Annotated in this window: 17 protein-coding genes and 2 pseudogenes; 12 read left to right on the top strand and 7 right to left on the bottom strand. The window is 69.2% G+C overall.

The features are described 5' to 3' along the window. Position 1: 1 nt before the first annotated feature. The 3 genes and pseudogenes from helR to Amac_RS41300 form a co-directional block, all read right to left on the bottom strand. On the bottom strand, positions 2-2,149 hold the full coding sequence (gene helR, locus Amac_RS54080) for an RNA polymerase recycling motor ATPase HelR (protein ID WP_170322933.1): 2,148 nt from the start codon (positions 2,147-2,149) through the stop codon (positions 2-4). Positions 2,150-2,272: 123 nt separating this feature from the next. Continuing rightward, positions 2,273-3,400, bottom strand: a pseudogene (locus tag Amac_RS54075) (glycosyltransferase); the annotation flags it as partial. A gap of 153 nt (positions 3,401-3,553) precedes the next feature. After that, entirely contained in the window at positions 3,554-4,468 is a 915-nt protein-coding gene (locus Amac_RS41300; protein WP_155359886.1) for an RNA polymerase sigma-70 factor, read from the bottom strand. A gap of 154 nt (positions 4,469-4,622) precedes the next feature. On the opposite strand from Amac_RS41300, the gene Amac_RS41295 reads away from it, so the two are divergent. Further along, a complete protein-coding gene (locus tag Amac_RS41295) occupies positions 4,623-5,963 on the top strand; it encodes an FAD-binding oxidoreductase (protein ID WP_155359885.1) in 1,341 nt (446 codons plus the stop codon). Positions 5,964-5,995: 32 nt separating this feature from the next. Here the strand turns inward: Amac_RS41295 and Amac_RS41290 are convergent, their stop codons facing one another. After that, on the bottom strand, positions 5,996-6,478 hold the full coding sequence (locus Amac_RS41290; RefSeq protein WP_155359884.1) for a hypothetical protein: 483 nt from the start codon (positions 6,476-6,478) through the stop codon (positions 5,996-5,998). 369 nt (positions 6,479-6,847) lie between these two features. Here Amac_RS41290 and Amac_RS41285 point away from each other — a divergent pair, with 369 nt between their 5' ends. Then, positions 6,848-7,258 (top strand): VOC family protein, encoded by a 411-nt coding sequence (locus Amac_RS41285; RefSeq protein ID WP_155359883.1) that lies wholly within the window; start codon positions 6,848-6,850, stop codon positions 7,256-7,258. 71 nt (positions 7,259-7,329) lie between these two features. Here Amac_RS41285 and Amac_RS41280 read toward each other — a convergent pair whose 3' ends face one another. Further along, positions 7,330-7,977, bottom strand: coding sequence for a TetR/AcrR family transcriptional regulator (locus Amac_RS41280; RefSeq protein WP_155359882.1), 648 nt, complete (start codon positions 7,975-7,977; stop codon positions 7,330-7,332). Between the two features lie 152 nt (positions 7,978-8,129). Between Amac_RS41280 and Amac_RS41275 the strand changes: the two genes are divergently transcribed. Beyond that, the gene (locus tag Amac_RS41275; protein ID WP_155359881.1) at positions 8,130-9,161 is read left to right on the top strand and encodes a medium chain dehydrogenase/reductase family protein; all 1,032 of its coding nucleotides are present in this window, start codon (positions 8,130-8,132) and stop codon (positions 9,159-9,161) included. Between the two features lie 59 nt (positions 9,162-9,220). After that, entirely contained in the window at positions 9,221-9,715 is a 495-nt protein-coding gene (locus Amac_RS41270) for a sigma factor (RefSeq protein ID WP_218041597.1), read from the top strand. A 33-nt stretch (positions 9,716-9,748) separates the two neighbouring features. Here Amac_RS41270 and Amac_RS41265 read toward each other — a convergent pair whose 3' ends face one another. After that, a complete protein-coding gene (locus Amac_RS41265; protein WP_155359880.1) occupies positions 9,749-10,585 on the bottom strand; it encodes an MBL fold metallo-hydrolase in 837 nt (278 codons plus the stop codon). An 84-nt stretch (positions 10,586-10,669) separates the two neighbouring features. On the opposite strand from Amac_RS41265, the gene Amac_RS41260 reads away from it, so the two are divergent. Both Amac_RS41260 and Amac_RS41255 read left to right on the top strand, forming a co-directional pair. Further along, positions 10,670-11,158, top strand: a complete 489-nt coding sequence (locus tag Amac_RS41260; protein ID WP_246269042.1) for a winged helix-turn-helix transcriptional regulator — start codon at positions 10,670-10,672, stop codon at positions 11,156-11,158. Between the two features lie 80 nt (positions 11,159-11,238). Beyond that, positions 11,239-11,979, top strand: a complete 741-nt coding sequence (locus Amac_RS41255; RefSeq protein ID WP_155359878.1) for a VOC family protein — start codon at positions 11,239-11,241, stop codon at positions 11,977-11,979. Between the two features lie 65 nt (positions 11,980-12,044). Here Amac_RS41255 and Amac_RS41250 read toward each other — a convergent pair whose 3' ends face one another. After that, positions 12,045-12,584: a DUF1062 domain-containing protein gene (locus Amac_RS41250; RefSeq protein ID WP_218041596.1), complete on the bottom strand. Its 540-nt coding sequence runs from the start codon at positions 12,582-12,584 to the stop codon at positions 12,045-12,047. 348 nt (positions 12,585-12,932) lie between these two features. Here Amac_RS41250 and Amac_RS41245 point away from each other — a divergent pair, with 348 nt between their 5' ends. The 6 genes and pseudogenes from Amac_RS41245 to Amac_RS41220 all read left to right on the top strand — a co-directional run. Then, entirely contained in the window at positions 12,933-13,565 is a 633-nt protein-coding gene (locus Amac_RS41245) for a pyridoxamine 5'-phosphate oxidase family protein (RefSeq protein ID WP_155359876.1), read from the top strand. 272 nt (positions 13,566-13,837) lie between these two features. Next, complete coding sequence (locus tag Amac_RS41240; protein ID WP_155359875.1) at positions 13,838-14,230, top strand: GntR family transcriptional regulator; 393 nt, start codon at positions 13,838-13,840, stop codon at positions 14,228-14,230. Further along, positions 14,227-15,117 (top strand): ABC transporter ATP-binding protein, encoded by an 891-nt coding sequence (locus tag Amac_RS41235; protein WP_155359874.1) that lies wholly within the window; start codon positions 14,227-14,229, stop codon positions 15,115-15,117. The genes Amac_RS41240 and Amac_RS41235 overlap by 4 nt, the downstream gene beginning before the upstream one ends. Then, positions 15,114-16,166 (top strand): ABC-2 membrane transporter-related protein, encoded by a 1,053-nt coding sequence (locus Amac_RS41230; protein WP_155359873.1) that lies wholly within the window; start codon positions 15,114-15,116, stop codon positions 16,164-16,166. Before Amac_RS41235 ends, Amac_RS41230 begins: the two co-directional genes overlap by 4 nt. Further along, entirely contained in the window at positions 16,163-17,581 is a 1,419-nt protein-coding gene (locus Amac_RS41225; RefSeq protein ID WP_155359872.1) for a S41 family peptidase, read from the top strand. The genes Amac_RS41230 and Amac_RS41225 overlap by 4 nt, the downstream gene beginning before the upstream one ends. A gap of 12 nt (positions 17,582-17,593) precedes the next feature. Continuing rightward, positions 17,594-17,853: pseudogene (locus Amac_RS41220) on the top strand (alpha/beta hydrolase); the annotation flags it as partial.

Genomic DNA, 17,853 nt, shown 5'->3' with positions numbered 1-17,853 from the left:
GTCAGGAGCTCGTGAGGATGACGAGTTGCTGGGTCGCTCGGGTCATCGCGACATAGCGGTCGACCGCCCCTTCGATGCCCTCGCCGAACGCCTCCGGGTCGATGAGGACGACCAGGTCGAACTCGAGCCCTTTCGACAGCTCCGGGGTCAGGGACCGGACGCGGGACGTCGCCCGGAATGTGGGATCGCCGATGACGCAGGCGATCCCGTCGGCGTGCGTGGCGAGCCAGGTGTCGAGGATCGAGTCCAGATCCGAAGCGGATCCGTGTACGACGGGGACGTCGCCGCTGCGGATGGAGGTCGGCACGTTGGCGTCCGGGAGCACGGCCCGGATGACCGGCTCGGCTTCCGCCATGATCTGTTCCGGCGTCCGGTAGTTGATGCTCAGGGAGGCCAGGTTGATCCGGTCGAGCCCGATCCGCTCGAGCCGTTCCTGCCACGACTCCGTGAACCCGTGCCTGGCCTGGGCGCGGTCCCCGACGATGGTGAAGCTCCGGGACGGGCAGCGGACCAGTAACATCTGCCACTCCGCGTCGGTCAGTTCCTGAGCCTCGTCCACGACGATGTGCGCGAACGGGCCGGCGAGCAGGTCCGGGTCGGTGCCAGGCGGCGGAGTCCCGTCGATCAGGGTGTCCTGCAGGTCCTGTCCGCGCAGCATCGTCACCAGACCTTCACCGTCGTCATCCGCCTCGATCAGGATCTCGGTCACCCTGGCCCGGTGCTCGCGTTCGGCGGCGACTGCGGCGTCGTGCCAGCGCTTACGTCGCGACGCCTCGGGGTCGCCGAGCCGCTGCCGTGCCACGTCCAGAAGCGGCAGGTCGGACACCGTCCAGGCCTGAGCGTCCTCGCGTTGCAGCGCCCGAACGTCGTCCGGGCTGAGCCAGGGAGCGCACATCCGCAGGTAGGCGGGCACCGACCACAGATCTCCGACGAGGTCGGCCGCCTCGATCAGCGGCCACGCCCGGTTGAAAGTCGTGAGCAACTCCCTGTCCCGCAGCAGCGATTTGCGGAGCAGGTCAGCCGACGCCTCGCCGTCGTGCTTGTCCATCAGGATCGTGAGCAGCTCCTCCCAGATCTGGTCGCGCGCCTCGTTGTGCGGCGTACCGGGTTCTGGTGCGTCAAAGGCCTCGGCCCAATCGTCGGCGCTCAGCCAGATGTCGGACCAGGGGGTCGTGACCGTCATCCCCTTGGCAGGCGGGTTCTCGTAGAACCTGACGGCCGGCTCGATCGCCTTCACCAGGCTCGCCGACGACTTCAGGAGGGCCACGTCCGGGTCGGTCTCGATCGCCGCCGCGGCTCCCTCGGCGACGAGGTCCCGCAGGGTGCAGGTCTGCACGCCTTCCTCTCCCAGGCTGGGGAGTACGTCGGCGACGTAGGCCAGGTACGGCTGGTGCGGACCGACGAACAGCACGCCGCCCCGGCGGTGACCGAGGCGAGGGTCGGAGTAGAGCAGGTAGGCGGAGCGGTGCAGCGCGACGACGGTCTTCCCCGTGCCCGGACCGCCGTCGACGACGAGAGCGCCGCGGGATCCCGCGCGGATGATGGCGTCCTGGTCGGCCTGGATGGTGCCGAGCACGTCGCGCATCCGTGCCGACCGGTTGCCGCCCAGGCTGGCGATGAAGGCGGACTGGTCATCGAGCGCGGCGTGCCCGACCAGCCCCTCCGGGGTGAACACCTCGTCCCAGTAGTCGCTGATCCGGCCGCGGGTCCAGCGATATCTGCGGCGGCTTGCCAGGCCCATCGGGTTGGCGTGGGTGGCTCCGAAGAACGGCTCGGCCGCGGGGGAGCGCCAGTCGAGCAGCAGCCGGCGGCCCGCGCTGTCGGTGAGGCCAAGCCGTCCGACGTACACGGGTTCGGGGTCGTCCGCGTTGACCATGTGTCCGAGGCACAGGTCCAGGCCGAAGCGACGCAGGGCGCGCAGGCGAGCGGTCAGCCGGTGGACCTCCAGGTCACGGTCCAGCGCCTGCCGGCCTTTGCCGCCGGGCGCCTTGCGCTCGGCATCGAGGCGGCCGGACAGGTCGGTGATCGACTGCTCGAGGCTCTCCGCGATGGCCGCGAAGTGCTGCTCGTCGCCGGCGATCAGCGCCGGGTCGGCCTTGGGGGAGAGGTGGTCGGGTAGGTCGAACGCGCTGGTAGTCAAGGGTTCCACGACATCAGCTCCGATCCGGCTCGACGATCTCGCGTGGTTCACGCGGACATTGACCGCGTCGAGCAGCAGCTTCGCGGCCACCGTCGCCCCGTCGGTGCGGATCGCGGCGGCCACCGCGGTCGCTCGCGCGCGGGTCTCGGGGGTCAGCGCCGTCGTGAGCGCGGCTGACAGGGATTCGGTGGTCGGAGTCGGGCCGTCGTGTGCCGTGCCGATGCCCAGCTTGGCCACCCGGCCGGCCCAATAAGGCTGGTCCGCCAGCTGGGGTACCACCACCTGAGGCGCGCCGGCCCGGGCGGCGGTCGTCGTCGTGCCCGCGCCGCCGTGGTGCACGACGGCGGCCACCCGGCCGAACAGCGCCTGCTGGTTGACCTCGCCGACGGCGAAGCAGTCGTCCCGGTCGTCGATCAGGGCCAGGTCGGCCCAGCCGCGGGCCACCACCGCGCGGCGGCCCTGCGCTCGGATCGCCTCGATGGCCACCTGGGCGACGTCCGTCGATGTCCGTACGGGCATGCTGCCGAAGCCCACGTACACCGGTGGCGTGCCGGCGTCCAGGAATGCCACCAGCTCGGCCGGGAGCGGGCGAACGTCGGGCAGGATCCACGCGCCGGTCTGGACGACGTCGAGGTCCGGAGTCTTCTGCCACGGATCCAGGATCGGGTCCGTCGCCAGCCACGGCCGGTCGCCGATGACGTAGTCGCGGACGTTGCCCACCGGTGGCAGGCCGATCGATGCCCGGTTCGTGTTGAGCGCCGCACCGAACAGCGTGTTGATGCTGTGGGCGTCCAGGTCCCACAGCACCCGGTTGTCGGTCACCTCCGGCGGGAACGGCCGGCCCGGATACGCCAGCGGCGGGCGGTACGGCGACGGCAGGGTGAGCTGCTGGAAGGTCACGGACACGGAGCGGATGCCCAGTTTCTCGGCCACCGACCGCGCGCCGGCCGCGGCCGGCATCATGCCGGTCGCCACCAGCACATCGCATCCCTCGGCCGCCGCGGTGACCGCGTCGAACTGGCTGGCGATCAACTCGGCCGCGCGCCGGGGCATGGATGACGGCGGCGGCGCCGCGTTCGTCAGCGCGCGCGCCGACTGGCCGACCGGCACCAGCGGCACGCCGGCACCGGCCAGCCGCTGCGCGAACTCCTCGTCCGGCGGCGCGCACACCCGCACCTCCGCGCCGAGTTCCCGCAACCGCACCGCGAGTCCCACCATCGGTTCGACGTCCCCGCGCGACCCGTACGTCGACAACAACACCCGCACGTCGCATCCCCATTTCCGCAGGTTCTGGCCTCGGCCAGCGATTCTGCGGCATGACCCGGGCCTTGCCGCAAGCCCCCCGGTGCGCTATACGTTGAGAGTGGAAAGGAGCGGGTCCTCCCCTTTCCACTTGCTGGCAGAGCCTCGGGCTCAGCGGCTCACGGTCGTCTCCCGCTCCATATGTGACAGCTTCTCGGGATTGCGTACGGCGTAGAGCCCGGTGATGAGGCCGTCGTCGATGCGCACCGTCACGACGGTTTCGATGTCGCCGTCGAGCCGGACGATCAGCGCCGGCTGGCCGTTGACCTGGGCCGGCTGCAGCGACGCCGCGGGGGAGATCCAGCGCAGCACGCGAGCCACCTGGTCGGCCCCCACGACGGGCGCCAGCGCGGCCGGCTTGAGTCCGCCGCCGTCCGCCAGGAGGACGACGTCCGGCGCGAGGATGTCGAGCAGGCGTTGCAGATCACCCGTTTCGACCGCCCACTGGAACGCCTTGAGCGCGCCGCGGGCCTCGACCGGAGAAACGACCCCGCGGGGTCGGCGCGCGGCGACGTGGGCCCGTGCCCGGTGGGCGATCTGGCGGACCGCGGCCGGGCTCTTGTCGACGGCTTCGGCGATCTCGTCGTAGGCCAGCTCGAATACCTCGCGCAGCACGAACACCGCCCGCTCGGTCGGGGTGAGCGTCTCCAGCACCAGCAGCATCGCCATCGATACGCTGTCGGCCAGCTCGACGTCCTCGGCCACGTCGGGCGCGGTCAGCAGCGGCTCGGGCAACCAGGGGCCGACGTAGGATTCCTTGCGCCGGCCGAGCGTACGCAGCCGTTTCAGCGCCTGGCGGGTGGTGATCCGGACCAGGTAGGCACGCTGATCCCGTACCGTGTCGAGGTCGACGCCCGCCCACAGCAACCATGCTTCCTGCAGGACGTCCTCGGCGTCGGCGGCCGAGCCAAGCATCTCGTACGCGACCGTGAACAGCAGGTTGCGGTGAGCGACGAACGCCTCGGTAGCCGAGTCAATGCGGCTGCCACGAGCTGTGTCCGTCGGTTGCTCGCCGCGTTCGCTCATCGCTGGTTCCTGCCTGTTCGTTCTCGACCGTGCCATGCATATGACGCCGGTCCTCACCGCTTTGTGACGTGATGCACGTCACACACCCGCGCTGTCACAAGGATCGGGTCGCCGGGATCTCTTGCTCGTCAGGACACCACGAGTGAGGAACGTCATGAGCTCAGCGCTTGAAACCCTTCGCCGCGACTTCGCCGGCGACATCATCGAACCGGGAGCGGCGGAGTACGCATCGGCCAGCCGCTCGGTATTGGCTTCGGGTAGTCCGGCCTATGTGCTGCGGCCCAAGAGCGTCGGGGACGTGCAAGCAGGTATCAGATTCGCTGCCGGCGCAGGGCTTGTGCTGTCCGTGCGAGGCGGCGGCCACGGTTTTTCGGGCTTCGGCACCAACGACGACGGCGTCGTGATCGACCTCAGCGAGCTCGCGAACGTCGAGATCATCGACAAGGAACGTCACCACGTACGGATCGGCGGCGGCGCCACCTGGGGTCAGGTCGCGGCCGTCCTGGCCCCGAATGGACTCGCGATCTCCTCAGGTGACACCAAGGGCGTCGGTGTCGGTGGGCTGACGTTGACCGGTGGCATCGGCTGGAAAGTCAGGAAGTACGGCCTCGCGTTGGACAACGTGGTCGCCGCCGAGGTGGTCACCGCCAGCGGAGAGGTCGTGCATGCGAGCGCGGGGGAGAACCCGGAGCTGTTCTGGGCGATTCGCGGTGGCGGCGGCAATTTCGGGATCGTGACCGCCTTCGAGTTCGCGGCACACCCGACGACAGACGTCTTCTACGGCAAGATCGCCTTCCCGGCGTCGGCGGCGGCCGAGGTGCTCCAGGGCTGGGCGGACTACCTCCGCACCGCCCCCGAGGAGCTCACCTCCGTCGCGAACTTCGCCAATCCCTTCGCCGGCGGGCCCGAAGCGCCGGTCGAGATCCACGTCGCCTTCGACGGCGATGACCCGGAACTCGCGGCCCAGGCCATCGACCCGATCCGCCGGCTCGGCACAGTGATCGGCGACGATATCGCGCTGAAACCCTATGCCGACACGCTCGTGGACGGCGCCACCCCGCCGCCGGGCATCCACCTGGTCACCCGAAGCGCATTCGCCGACAAGGAATCCGTGCCCGAGGTCCTTCAGATCCTCGCTGAGGTCGGGGCATCGGAGGGGTCACCGTTCATCGCCGTTCGCAGCGTCGGCGGTGCGGTTTCCCGAGTCCCGCACGATGCCACCGCCTACGCGCATCGCCAGGCGGAGTTGATGTTCGTGACCACCATCGCGGGTCCGCAGCCGGTCGTCGAGGCCGCTCGGCCCGCGCTGGAAACGATCTGGGCGAGACTCGCACCTCACGTCAACGGCGTCTACGCCAACTTCCTCACTTCTGCCACCGAGGAGGACATTGCCGCGATCTATCCAACGCAGACCTACAAGCGGCTCGCGGCGGTCAAGCGTCAGTACGACCCTGACAATCTGTTCGCCCGCAACCACAACATCCGGCCTCAGTAAGCCTTGCGGAAAAGCGACGCCGTACCAGGTGGTCAGCTGTACGAGACCGACTGCAGGGAGCAGTTGGTGACATACGGCCCGGGGTAGACCTGCCAGGCGGCGCAGGCCCAGCTGGCGGTGACGGTCGTGTACCCGGCCGGGATGCTGGCGCTGCCGTTCGACACGCCGTAGAGGTCGTACTGGTGCCCGCTGCTGCACTTGGCGTTGATCGTCACCGACGTGGCTCCGCTCGGCAACGCCTGAGAGAACTGGTAGGAGTGGTTGGCCGGATTCGCGACCAGGCTGCCGTTGGGCACCGGCGTCGACGTGGACGGCGGTGAGGTGACGACCGCCAGGGTGTTGGGGTACCAGTCGCTGGTGTTCCCCGAATAGTTGGATGAGGTGCAGTCAACCGTGGCCTGCAGCGTGACGTTGACGGCGGCGGCCGGCTGTTGGAAGGCGACGATCGCCGCGCCGGTCGTGACCAGCGCCGAACCGAGCGCCAGCGCCCGTCGCGCCAATTTCCCAGCGAACATCGAGGTCCCTTTCTACGCGTCCGACATTCATCCACCGCGAATCCAGCCACCTTCCTGGACGACGGTCAATATCAGGACATTTCAGTCAGTCCGAAACCGTCACCGAGGACTTTCGCCTAAAATGACGATTGCGCACGTCCGGAGTCCGGCATGCCGGAAATCAAGCCGAAATGCCCGTCAGGCGCGTAGTTCGCTGACAATTTCAGGTCGCGTTCCCTCCTGCAACATTCAGAAAGGATTTACCGACCTGATCACACGGCGCATCGAGCGCGCGATGGCGGGGATCCTGACGTGTGTCACGAAACAGGTGGCCAGACCGGTCAGGAATCGAGAAGCGCCGCTTACCGAGCCGCACCTAGCGTGACCGCCATGGACATCACCATTCACGCGAGCTTCCTCCCGCACGACGATCCGGACGCATCCCTGGCCTTCTACCGCGACACCCTCGGCTTCGAGGTCCGCAGCGATGTCGGATACGACGGGATGCGCTGGATCACGGTCGGTCCCGCCGACCAGACCAGCACGTCCATCGTCCTGGAGCCGCCGGTCATCGACCCCGGTGTCACCGACGACGAACGCCGCACCATCATCGAGATGATGGCCAAGGGCACCTACGCCGGCATCGTCCTGGCCACCACCGACCTCGACGCCGCCTTCGCGCGGCTTCAGGCCGGCGACGCCGAGGTCGTCCAGGAGCCGACCGAGCAGCCGTGGGGGATTCGCGACTGCGCCGTCCGCGATCCCGCGGGCAACCTGATCCGCATCCAGGAACTGCGCTGAGCCGTCCGGCGATCGCAACCCTGACCTGCACAGGGGCGCTGAGGTGACGTCGTGCCTTGCTGTCCGGCCGGTCAGTGCGCCAGCAGGTCGTCCAATTCGGCGGTGAAGAGCAGCGCGGGGTCGAATCTCATTCCGGTGAAGTGGCCGGCGAGCTCCAGGGACAGGACGCCATGCAGCCGGGTCCAGAAGGCCAGGGCCCGGCGAAGGGCCTCAGGCGGGGCGGGGTGGTCGCCCGCCCACTGCCGGTGGCCTTCGAGGTGCGCGTCGAACGGCGTCGCGGGGCCGTCGGCGGGCAGCGCGGCGCAGGCGTCGAGCAAGATCGTCATGATCTCGGCCGCGATCGCGGTGACGTCGTCGGGCGCGTGGTAGCCGGGAACGGGTGTGCCGTAGATGAGGAAGTATCGCTGGGGGTCGTCAAGCGCCCACTCGCGCAGTGCGTGCGCCAGCGCGGCGTGGTCCGAGCCGGACCCCCAGGCTGCGCGGAAGGTGTCGGCCAGACTTCGGTACGCGTCCCTGATGAGCTCGGTGATCAGCTCGTCACGGCTGGCGAAGTACCGGTAGAGCGCGGGTCCGCTCATGCCCATCTGCTTGGCGATCGCGTTGAGGGAGAGCGCGGACGCCCCCGCCGTGGCGATCTGCTCCCATGCGCGGTCCTTGATCTCCGTACGCACCTGAGCGCGGTAGCGCTCGCGCGGGGACGTGGTGTCTGTTTCCGCCATGACCTGCCACCTTCCCGCACCTGGGCGGCTACATCTTCAAGATTTAGTTAGAGGCTATCACGAAACTTATTGACACTCTCCACCTCCGTGCGTTACAACTTCTAACGAACGTGAAAGCTCATAACTCAACGCGCAGCGCAGTGGAGGTCGTCATGAACACCGAGGGACTCGTCGAGGTCGTCCTGCCGGGCAAGGTGGAGCCGGAAGGCCTGGAGATCCGGCACGGAGCCGTCCCCAACCCCGGCCCTGGCCAGGTCCTGATCCGGATGGAGGCGACCGGGGTCTCCTTCGCCGAACAGCAGATGCGCCGCGGCCGTTACTACGACCAGCCGCCGTTCCCGTTCGTGCCCGGCTACGACCTGGTCGGCACGGTGCTGGCGACCGGTGCGGGTGTCGAACCCAGCCTGGCCGGCACGCGGGTGGCCGCGCTGGTCAAGGTCGGCGGCTGGGCCAGCCACGTACTCGTCGACGCGGCCGACGTGGTGGAGGTTCCCCACGGGATCGGCCCGGCGGAGGCGGAGACCATGGTGGTCAACGGCATCACCGCCTGGCAGATGCTGCACCGCAAGGCACGGATCCGCGCCGGGCAGACCATCCTGGTGCACGGCGCCAACGGCGGCGTGGGCTCGGTCCTGGTCCAGCTGGCGCAGGCCGCGGGCGTGCAGGTGATCGGCACAGCGTCCGCGCGCCACCACGACGCCTTGCGCGAGCGCGGCGTCATCCCGGTCGACTACCGCACCGAGAACGTCCCCGCACGCGTCCGCGAACTCGCCCCCGGCGGGGTGGACGCCGTCTTCGATCACGTCGGCGGCCGCGGCGTCGTCGACTCCTGGCGCCTGCTCGCGCCCGGCGGCACGCTCGTCTCCTACGGCAGCGCCTCCACCCGGGATGACGAGGGGTCCAAGCAGTGGCCCGTACTCAAGCTGCTCGGCCGGGTATGGCTGTGGAACGCGCTGCCCAACCGCCGCCGCGCCTACTTCTTCAACATCTGGGCCGGGCGCTCTCTGGCCAAGAACCGGTTCCGGGCCCGCCTACGCGCCGACCTCACCCAGGTCTTCACCGCCCTCCAGCACGGAGACGTCACCGCCCAGATCGCCGCCCAACTGCCGCTCACCCGCGTCGCCGACGCCATGCGACTGGCCGAATCCGGCACTATCGCCGGAAAGATCGTTCTCACCCCGTAGCGCATTCCGCCCCACCTGAAAGGCCACACGCGCAACACCCTCGTCGCGAGTGGGCCTTCGTGCTCGCCGCGACGGCGCGCGTCGCCGGCGATCTCGACCTGGCCGAGGAATGCGTCCAGGACGCCTATCTCGCCGCGCTGGAGGCGTGGGCGCGCGACGGCGTGCCCCGCAAGCCCGGTGCCTGGCTCACCACCACCGCCGACTACGCCGCGACCGACTGGCGCCAGATCCTGTGGCTCTACGACGAACTGCTGAAGGTGTGGCCTTCTCCGGTCGTCGCGCTCAACCGGGCCGTGGCCATCTCGATGGTGCACGGTCTCCAGGCCGCCCTCGAGGAGGTCGACGCCCTGGCCCGCGATGACCGGCTCGCCGCCTACCACTACCTTCCGGCCATCCGGGCCGACCTCCCGCGCCGGCTCGGCCGCCCCCGCGAGGCCGCCGTCGCCTACCGCGCGGCGTTGGACCTCGCCGACAACCAGGCCGAACGCGAGTTCCTCGCCGCCCGCCTCGCCGAGGCTGTCGATTCCGGATCCGGTCGCTCGTCGGAACGGTAGACGACCGACCGGCTGGGCTGGCACTACCGCGAGCTAGCCGGGCGTCCCGTCGCGCTCGCTTCGTTGGGCGAGGCGCTGGGCTTGCCCGTTGTGCACATCGCTTACCCACTCCCAGCCGGGCTTAGCCGATGGGCCGACCCGCGGGTCACTGGGAACATGGCCCTCACGCAGGGCGAGCACGTACGCGCGATCCTGGTCGATCCGTGCGTGTACCTGATCAGCTCTGCCGATGGACCCGTGGCCGGGGACGAGGACATCGACGTCGTCCGCCGCGCCCTCGAGCAGCCGCAGCGCGGCGAGGTAGTCCTCGACCGGGTCCGCGGTGCCGTTCAAGTCGAGCATCGGAATCAGGACATCAGACAGCATGTCGCCGGCGACGAGAACGCCGCGCTCCTCGATCAACAGCGCCGCATGGCCCGAGGCATGCGCCTGATGCTCGATGATCCGGACTTGGGGGCCATCCCAAGGAATCCGCGCGGTACCGGCGGGCAAGCCGGCAATGAGGCCGAGCAGGTCCAGCGGTACCTGCTCGACGATGTCCGGCGGTATCAGGTGGGCGGCGATGCGGGCCTTCGCACCCGCGTCCGACAACCGATCTCGGACAGTGGCCGCGCAGCGGGCCGTGCCGTAGCGAGGCGCCGAGCCGAGCCCGGCGTGCCAGAGCAGGTGATCCCAATGCGGATGCGTCGAGAAACCCGCCACAACGGGCTGGCTCAATTCGCGAAGGTCGTTGGCGAGGCAGGCCATTTCGTGGCCCTGCACCCCGGGGTCGATGAGCAGCACGCCAGCGCGGCCTTGCACGACAACGGCGTTGCTCTGGCAGAACTCGCTCTCGTGGATCAGCACGCCCTCCGCGACCTGCCTCAGCACGGTGGCCCCTTCCGCTTGTGATTTGCAACCACTCGTCGAGACGGTAGTACCGGGCGGTGGTAGATTGCAAGCAGTATGGGCGAAGTGAACGAGCCGCGGTCGGAGTGCCCGATCAACGCCGCCATCGAGGCGTTCGGCGATCGCTGGAGCCTGATCGTCCTCCGCGACATCGTCTTCGGAGACCGCCGCTATTTCCGAGAGCTGCAGGCCAACTCAATCGAGGGGATCGCCTCAAATATTCTCGCCGACCGACTCAAGCGACTCGTCAAGTCGGGACTGCTCACCCGCGAGGACACGCGACCCGGCCAGCGGGCACGCTACAGCCTGACCGAACCCGCGATCCAACTCGTCCCCGTGTTCGCGCAGCTGGGCAGCTGGGGACTTCGCCACCGGCCCACGAGCAGCGCACTGCGCGTTCGCGCCGTGCTGCTTGAACAAGGCGGCCCCGCGCTCTGGCAAGAGTTCATGGACGAACTTCGCCGCGAGCACCTTGGCTCCAAACTCCCAGCGCGATCACCGAGTGTTCGCGAGCGCCTGAACGCGGCCTACCTCGCTGCCACCAACTCCTCGTAGCCGCCAGGCCGTCTGTCCCAAGGCGCCAACGGACGTTGCCCGAGATGTCGTTGCTGAGCGGGCTGCATAGGATCGCCGGCATGGCGCTGCGACCTGTTCAGGTGAACATAAAGGCTCTTGATGCCTCGGCGGTCGGCCGGTTCTGGGCGGAGGCGCTCGGCTGGAGTGCTTACCGACCCGGCGTGACCACCTACGTCGGACCCGCCGGCGGCCTCGTTTGGCCGGACCCGGTCGCCGTCGGCGTCGACGTTGTTCCCGTCCCTGAGCCCAAGACAACGACGAAGAACCGTGTGCACCTCGATCTCGCCACCACCTCCGCGGCCCACCAGGCGGAGTTGGTCGCGTGCCTGAAGGCTCTCGGTGCGACGCCCGCCCACGTGGGCCAGGGCGAAGTGCCGTGGACGGTCCTCGCCGACCCCGAGGGCAACGAGTTCTGCGTGCTGGAGCCCCGGGAGATCTACCGGGACACCGGGCCGATCGCCGCGGTGGTGGTCGACTGCGCGGATCCGCGGGCCATGGCCCGGTTCTGGGGTGAGGCGATGGACTGGACCCTGCACGAGGTGACTGACGATCAGGCGGCGTTGCGCTCCGCCAAGGGTGTCGGCCCGTATCTCGAGTTCCTCCGTACGCCCGGCGTGAAGACCGTGCCAGACCGCGTCCATCTTGACCTGCTGCCGTACCCCGGTGACGACAAGGCGGCGGAGGTGGCCCGGCTGCGGGCCCTCGGCGCCACCGACCTCGACCTCGGCCAGGGCGACGTCCCGTGGACGTGCCTGGCCGACCCGGAGGGCCACGAGTTCTGCGTCCTCGCCCCGTCCTGACGCGGAGCCCTGTGTGCTCATGCGTGGCCGCCTCGGTGGGATCGCGCGCCGCGGCTACATCCCCGCTAGTCCCCGGCCATCACGGTGAAGGTGAATCTGGCGCTCGTCGGACGGCGCAGCGGAATGTCGCATTTGATCCGGCGCAGCACCTCGTTCCTGCTGAAGCCGAGCCCCTGGGCGATGAGCCGCTCCGGGCGCACCGGCACCGGGTCCTCGAAGGCGACCTCCACCTGGACCGGCCACGCCTCGTCGAGCCATGCCGACGGGGTGTCCAGCCGCCAGGCCCCCTCCCAGTCCAGGGTGAAGCGGTTGCGCCGGGCGAGTAGCGGATCCAGCAGCGTGGACGCCACCAGTTCCGGATCGCTGGTGTGGTAGCCGTCGAGCTCGGCCGGATCGAAGGATCTGACGGGTGCTCGCTCGTGCACGGTGAGCTTGCTCGTCCGATCGCAGGACACGCAGCGGACCAGCAGCCACACGTCCAGCAGCTTGCCGTTGGCGTTGACGCGGAACCTGCCCTCGCCGGTGGTGGCCGACTCCGACCGGCAGTCCACGCACCGCAACGACAGCAGCGGCAGCCTGGTCCGGCGAACGACCCAGGGCAGCACAGTATGAGGTTGTGAAGACATGATCTCTCTAGACCTGACACGAGGCCGATTGCGCGCGGCCTCAAACGCTGCATGACCGGGCGCACACGGGCAGCCCGGCAGAGCCGACCTGAGGGTCGGCTTGAAGGTGAGCGGAAGAAGGTGTCAGGTCTAAAGAGCAGGCGGGGTCACGCGGTTTGTCCTCTGTCCTCACAGCGACGGGCCGCAGGCAACCTACGGGAACGAGGAAGGAAGCTCAAACGGTTTTCCGGCGGCGGTGGTCCCTGTCGCCAACTCAGGTGTTGTCATGGGGTACCTCCTCGGGAACGGCTGCAGACAGCAAGGTTAGGCTTACCTTATATTTGCCTGATGGATCCCTCTGAGATTCGTACGGTGGCCAGCGAGGCCGAGCTCCGGGAGATCGTGAAGGAGCCACCGCAGGCCATCTGGGACAAGGACATCGCCCGGATCGACGAACACGCGCGCACGATCATCGCGCACTCGCCGTTCGTGCTGCTGGCGACCTCGAACACGGACGGAACCTGCGACGTCTCGCCCCGGGGGGATCCCGCCGGATCGGTGCTGGTCCTCGACGACCACCGGCTGGTGCTCGCCGACCGGCCCGGCAACCAGCGGCTCGACAGCCTCCGCAACATCCTGCGCAACCCCCACGCCGGGCTGCTGTTCATCGTGCCGGGGATGAACGAGACCCTGCGCGTGAACGGGCGCGCGACGCTCGTGTCGGACGCGCCGTTCTTCGACGACCTGGCGGTCCGCGGCAAACGGCCGCGGCTGGCGATCCTCATCGAGGTCGGGGAACTGTACATGCACTGCGCGAAGGCGTTCCTCCGCTCATCGCTGTGGAAGCCCGAGACCTGGCCGGACCGCAAGAGCCTGCCCACGCTCGGGCGCATCGCCAAGGACCAGATGGGCATCAAGGGCGTCCCCGCGAGAATGATCGACGCGGGTCTCGCCCTGGACGCCAAGATGAATCAGTACTGACAAGAGGCCGCAGGCTGGGCTTTGCGTTTGATCGGGTGCCGAGCATGTCCTGGATGCTCCGCAAACTGAGCGCGTGCTTGGGCTTCACCGCGATCCAGGCCTTGGGGTCGATGATCCAGAAGCCGCCGTTATAGGGGCTGCTGTCGTCGACCCCCGACGCAGGCCGATCACCCTTTCGTGAAGTGATTTCGTGGCGCCCGCCGGGCGTTTTCTAACCGTCTCCTTACATGCGATGATCTAAAGTACTAGGACGCTAGATAAATGGAGAAACGGTGATCGAGTTCTACCTGGATGCCAAGTCCGGCCTGTCGCCGTACCAGCAGCTGGTCCAGCAAGTACGGCACGCGCTCCGGCTCGGCCTGCTGCGCGAGGGCGACCAGCTGCCGACCGTCAAGGAGGCCGTGGCGCAATTGGCGATCAACGCCAACACCGTCCTGAGGGCCTACCGGGAACTCGAGCACGAGGGCCTGGTCGCCGCCCGGCCAGGGGTGGGGACGTTCGTGACGGCGACGCTCACCAACACCTCGCTGGCCGCGCACGGCCCGCTGCGGCTGGAACTGGAGCGCTGGCTGGCCAAGGCCCGCCGGGCCGGCCTCGACGACGAAAGCATCGAGGCCCTCTTCAAGACCACCTTTCGGACCATCGCTCAGGAGGACATAGCGTGACTTCTGTCCTGCAGGCCCAGGCACTGGGCAAGAAGTACGGCAAGCGCTGGGCGCTGCGCGACTGCACCGTCGACATCCCGGCAGGCCACGTCGTGGGGTTAGTGGGACCCAACGGAGCCGGCAAGACCACGCTGCTGAAGCTGGCGAGCGGTCAGCTCGAACCGACGGCGGGGGACATCTCGGTGCTCGGCGGTCGGCCCGGGGGCACGCCCGCGCAACTGGCCAGGGTCGGGTTCGTTGCCCAGGACACCCCCGTCTACGCGGGGCTGACCGTCGCCGATCACCTCCGGTTGGGCGCGCGCCTCAACCCCCGCTGGGACGACGGCATGGCGCGGGAGCGCATCGCCCAGCTCGATCTCGTCCCCACGCATCGGGCGGGCAAGCTGTCGGGCGGCGAGCGCGCCCAGCTCGCTCTCACCCTGGGCCTGGCCAAGCGTCCCGAGCTGCTGATCCTGGACGAGCCCGTGGCCTCGCTCGACCCGCTGGCCCGCCGCGACTTCCTGCGGGGGCTGATGGAGGCCACCGTCGAGCACGAGTTCAGCGTCGTGCTCTCCTCCCACCTGGTCTCGGACCTGGAACGGGTCTGCGACTTCCTGATCGTGCTCGTCGACTCCCGCGTGCAGGTCGCCGGGGAGACCGACAAGCTGCTGGCCACCCATCACCGGCTCACCGGCCCACGCCGCGATCCCGACCGGCTCCCCGCCGACCAGCACGTGGTCTTCCAGCGTCACACCGACCGGCAGAGCACGTTCGTGGTACGCACCGACGCCCCCATTCACGACCCCGCCTGGACGGTCACCCAGCTCAGCCTGGAAGACCTCGTCCTGGCCTACATGGACAAGCACGCCGCCGAGAACCGGCGGGTCGCCCTGGAGGTGCAGCGATGATCTGGCTGACCTGGCGCCAGTTCCGCGCCGCCGCCGCGCTGATGGCCGCCGTGCTCGCCGTCCTCACCGCCGCCCTGGCCCTGACCGGCCCGGACCTGGCCTCCCGCTACGCCGCCGGGATCGCCGACTGCACCCCGGACAACACCTGCGACCGGTTCTTCGACCGCTTCTTCGGTGAGTACCAGCTCCCCTTCATCGCCGTCAGCTTCGTCGTGCTGGCCCTGCCCGCTCTCGTCGGGCTTTTCTGGGGAGCCCCGTTGATCACCCGCGAACTGGAGGCGGGCACGCACCTGCTGGTGTGGAACCAGAGCGTCGCCCGCGGCCGCTGGCTGGCGGTCAAGCTCGGGCTCACCGGCCTGGTCGCCATGGCCGCCGCCACCGTGAGCGGCCTCGCGGTGACCTGGTGGTCCGACCCCCTGGACAAGTCGGCCGTTCCGGAGCTGGCTCTGATGGCTCCGCTGGTGTTCGGCGCGCGTGGCATCGTCCCGATGGGGTATGCGGCCTTCGCCTTCGTCCTCGGCGTGACCGTGGGCATGCTGGTGCGCCGCACGCTGCCCGCCATGGCCCTCACTTTGACCGTTTTCGTCGCGATCCAGCTCGCCATGCCGCTGCTGGTCCGGCCCCACCTGATACCCCCGGTCACCGCGACCTTCGAGCTCGGCCGGGTGAATGTGGGCGGCATCTCCATACGAGAGCAGGGAGGCGGGCCTGTGCATATTTCCCTGGAGCCGGCCGTTCCCGGCCACGCGGGCGCCTGGGTCCTGGCCAGCGACCTCCTCGATCCGTCCGGACGTACGATCGCCGGCAGCGGCGAAGAAGCGCCCGTCCCCGTCTCCACGACGTCGGGACCCTGCGGACGGCAGGGGGGACCACCGAACTTGGACGCGTGCTGGGTCGAGATCAACCGGCTCGGCTACCGGCAGCAGGCGACCTACCAGCCCCTGGAGCGCTTCTGGCCCCTCCAGTGGATCGAGACCGGGATCTACGCCCTGCTCACCCTCGGCCTCACCTGGTTCTCCTTCTGGTGGATCCGGAGACGCCTGTCATGACCATCCTCAGGACCGCGGCCTCCGGGCTCGCCCTCCTCCTGGCGGCCGCCTGCACGGCACCCACGCCGCCGCGCAGCCAGGCGAGCACGGCAGCCGGTACGGTCTGCGCGCCACCCCAGGCGCCCCCCGAAGCGGAGACGGCCACCACGATCGACGTCATCGAGCAGGCGTACTTCTGCATTCTCGGCAACTACTACAGCGGCGCCACGCTGGATGCCCGATCGCTGCTGACCGCCGGATTCGTCGCCCTGACGCAGGAGCTCAACCGCGGCGGACGCGACGTGCCCGACGCGATCATGCCGGCGCTGACCGGTGACCGGAAAGCCGACTGGGCCACCTTCGAGACCGCCTACCGGAAGATCACCGATCAGGTCCCCGACCTGCGCGACAAGCTGGCCGTCGTCACCCTTGAGGGCATCGTGGCCGCCCTCGGCGACAACCACGCCCGGTGGACGCATGATGTGAAGCGTCCGCCCGACTACTACGACGGCGACGGCTACGGCCTGGGGTTCCAGGCGAACGTCAACGGCCCTCAGGTGGACGGCAACCCGGGCGTCGCGCTCGCCCCGCTGTTCGTCACCACCGTGCAGGGCGGCGCGGCGAATGCGGCGGGGCTGCGCCCCGGCGACGTCATCGAGTCGATCAACGGATCCGCGCCCTTCATCGATGGGACGCCCACTCCCGCGATCGCCGCCCTCTACCCGCGATACCCGGAAGCGCGCCCGGTCGAGCTGCGGCTCCTGCGGCAGGCCACCGGCCGCCGCTGGACGGTCACGATCAAGCCCGGCCTCTACCAGCGGGATCTGGCGGCACTGCAGGTGGTGCGGTCGAAGCTGCTGGACGACGACGTCGCCTATGTACGGCTGACCGGATTCGCTCCCGACTCCGCGAACAGGGTGCTCAAGGCGATCTCCCGGCTGCGTATCGGCCGGACCCTGGCCGGTGTCGTGCTGGACCTGCGCGGCAACGGCGGCGGCAGCCCCGTGGAGGCCACCCGGCTGCTGAGCGCGTTCGTCCACGGCAAGATCACCGCCTACCAATGCGCCGCGGGCGGAAGATGCTCGACCGCCCGGACCGACGACACGGTCGAACTGCTCGAGCTGCCGCTGGTGGTGCTCACCGACCGGAGCTGCGCCTCGGCGTGCGAACACGTCAGCGCGGCCGTCAAGGACCTGCGCATCGGCCGGCTGGTCGGCACCAGGACCGCCGGGGTCATCTCCGGCCCGGCGCAGTCGTACCTGCTCGGCAACAACACCCTCCTGGGCTTCCCCGCCAGGCACCACCTGGGGCCCAACCGTGAGGTGATCGACCAGGTCGGCGTGCCGCCCGACCACTACGTGCCCCTGACCCCGCAAGACGCGGCCACCGGACGCGACCCCGCGCTGGCCAAGGCCCTGACCTTGCTGCACAAGTGAACGGACCTCTCCATGAGACAGCTCCTGGCCCTCGCCGCGGGACTGGCCGTCCTGGCCGCGTCCGCCTGCTCCGCCCCCGCACCACCCCGGTCCGACGCCCCACCGGCCACGCCGGCCGGACCCGCCATCCTGCCCGCCCCCACCGGCGCCCATCCGGTCGGCACCACCGCCCTGTACCTGAAGGACACCTCCCGCCCCGATCCCTGGAACCTCGACGCCGACACCAGGGAGCTCAAAGTCACCCTGTGGTACCCGACCAAGCAGCGCGAAGG

Source organism: Acrocarpospora macrocephala (genome assembly GCF_009687865.1).
Taxonomy (GTDB): domain Bacteria; phylum Actinomycetota; class Actinomycetes; order Streptosporangiales; family Streptosporangiaceae; genus Acrocarpospora; species Acrocarpospora macrocephala.
This window is presented reverse-complemented; position numbering and strand designations above follow the sequence as displayed.

Coding starts and splice junctions, on each gene's coding strand:
- Amac_RS41290 (WP_155359884.1), bottom strand. CDS start 6,478: ATGTTCGCTGGGAAATTGGCGCGACGGGCGCTGGCGCTCGGTTCGGCG.
- Amac_RS41285 (WP_155359883.1), top strand. CDS start 6,848: ATGGACATCACCATTCACGCGAGCTTCCTCCCGCACGACGATCCGGAC.
- Amac_RS41230 (WP_155359873.1), top strand. CDS start 15,114: ATGATCTGGCTGACCTGGCGCCAGTTCCGCGCCGCCGCCGCGCTGATG.
- Amac_RS41275 (WP_155359881.1), top strand. CDS start 8,130: ATGAACACCGAGGGACTCGTCGAGGTCGTCCTGCCGGGCAAGGTGGAG.
- Amac_RS41225 (WP_155359872.1), top strand. CDS start 16,163: ATGACCATCCTCAGGACCGCGGCCTCCGGGCTCGCCCTCCTCCTGGCG.
- Amac_RS41255 (WP_155359878.1), top strand. CDS start 11,239: ATGGCGCTGCGACCTGTTCAGGTGAACATAAAGGCTCTTGATGCCTCG.
- Amac_RS41295 (WP_155359885.1), top strand. CDS start 4,623: ATGAGCTCAGCGCTTGAAACCCTTCGCCGCGACTTCGCCGGCGACATC.
- Amac_RS41245 (WP_155359876.1), top strand. CDS start 12,933: ATGGATCCCTCTGAGATTCGTACGGTGGCCAGCGAGGCCGAGCTCCGG.
- Amac_RS41300 (WP_155359886.1), bottom strand. CDS start 4,468: ATGAGCGAACGCGGCGAGCAACCGACGGACACAGCTCGTGGCAGCCGC.
- Amac_RS41280 (WP_155359882.1), bottom strand. CDS start 7,977: ATGGCGGAAACAGACACCACGTCCCCGCGCGAGCGCTACCGCGCTCAG.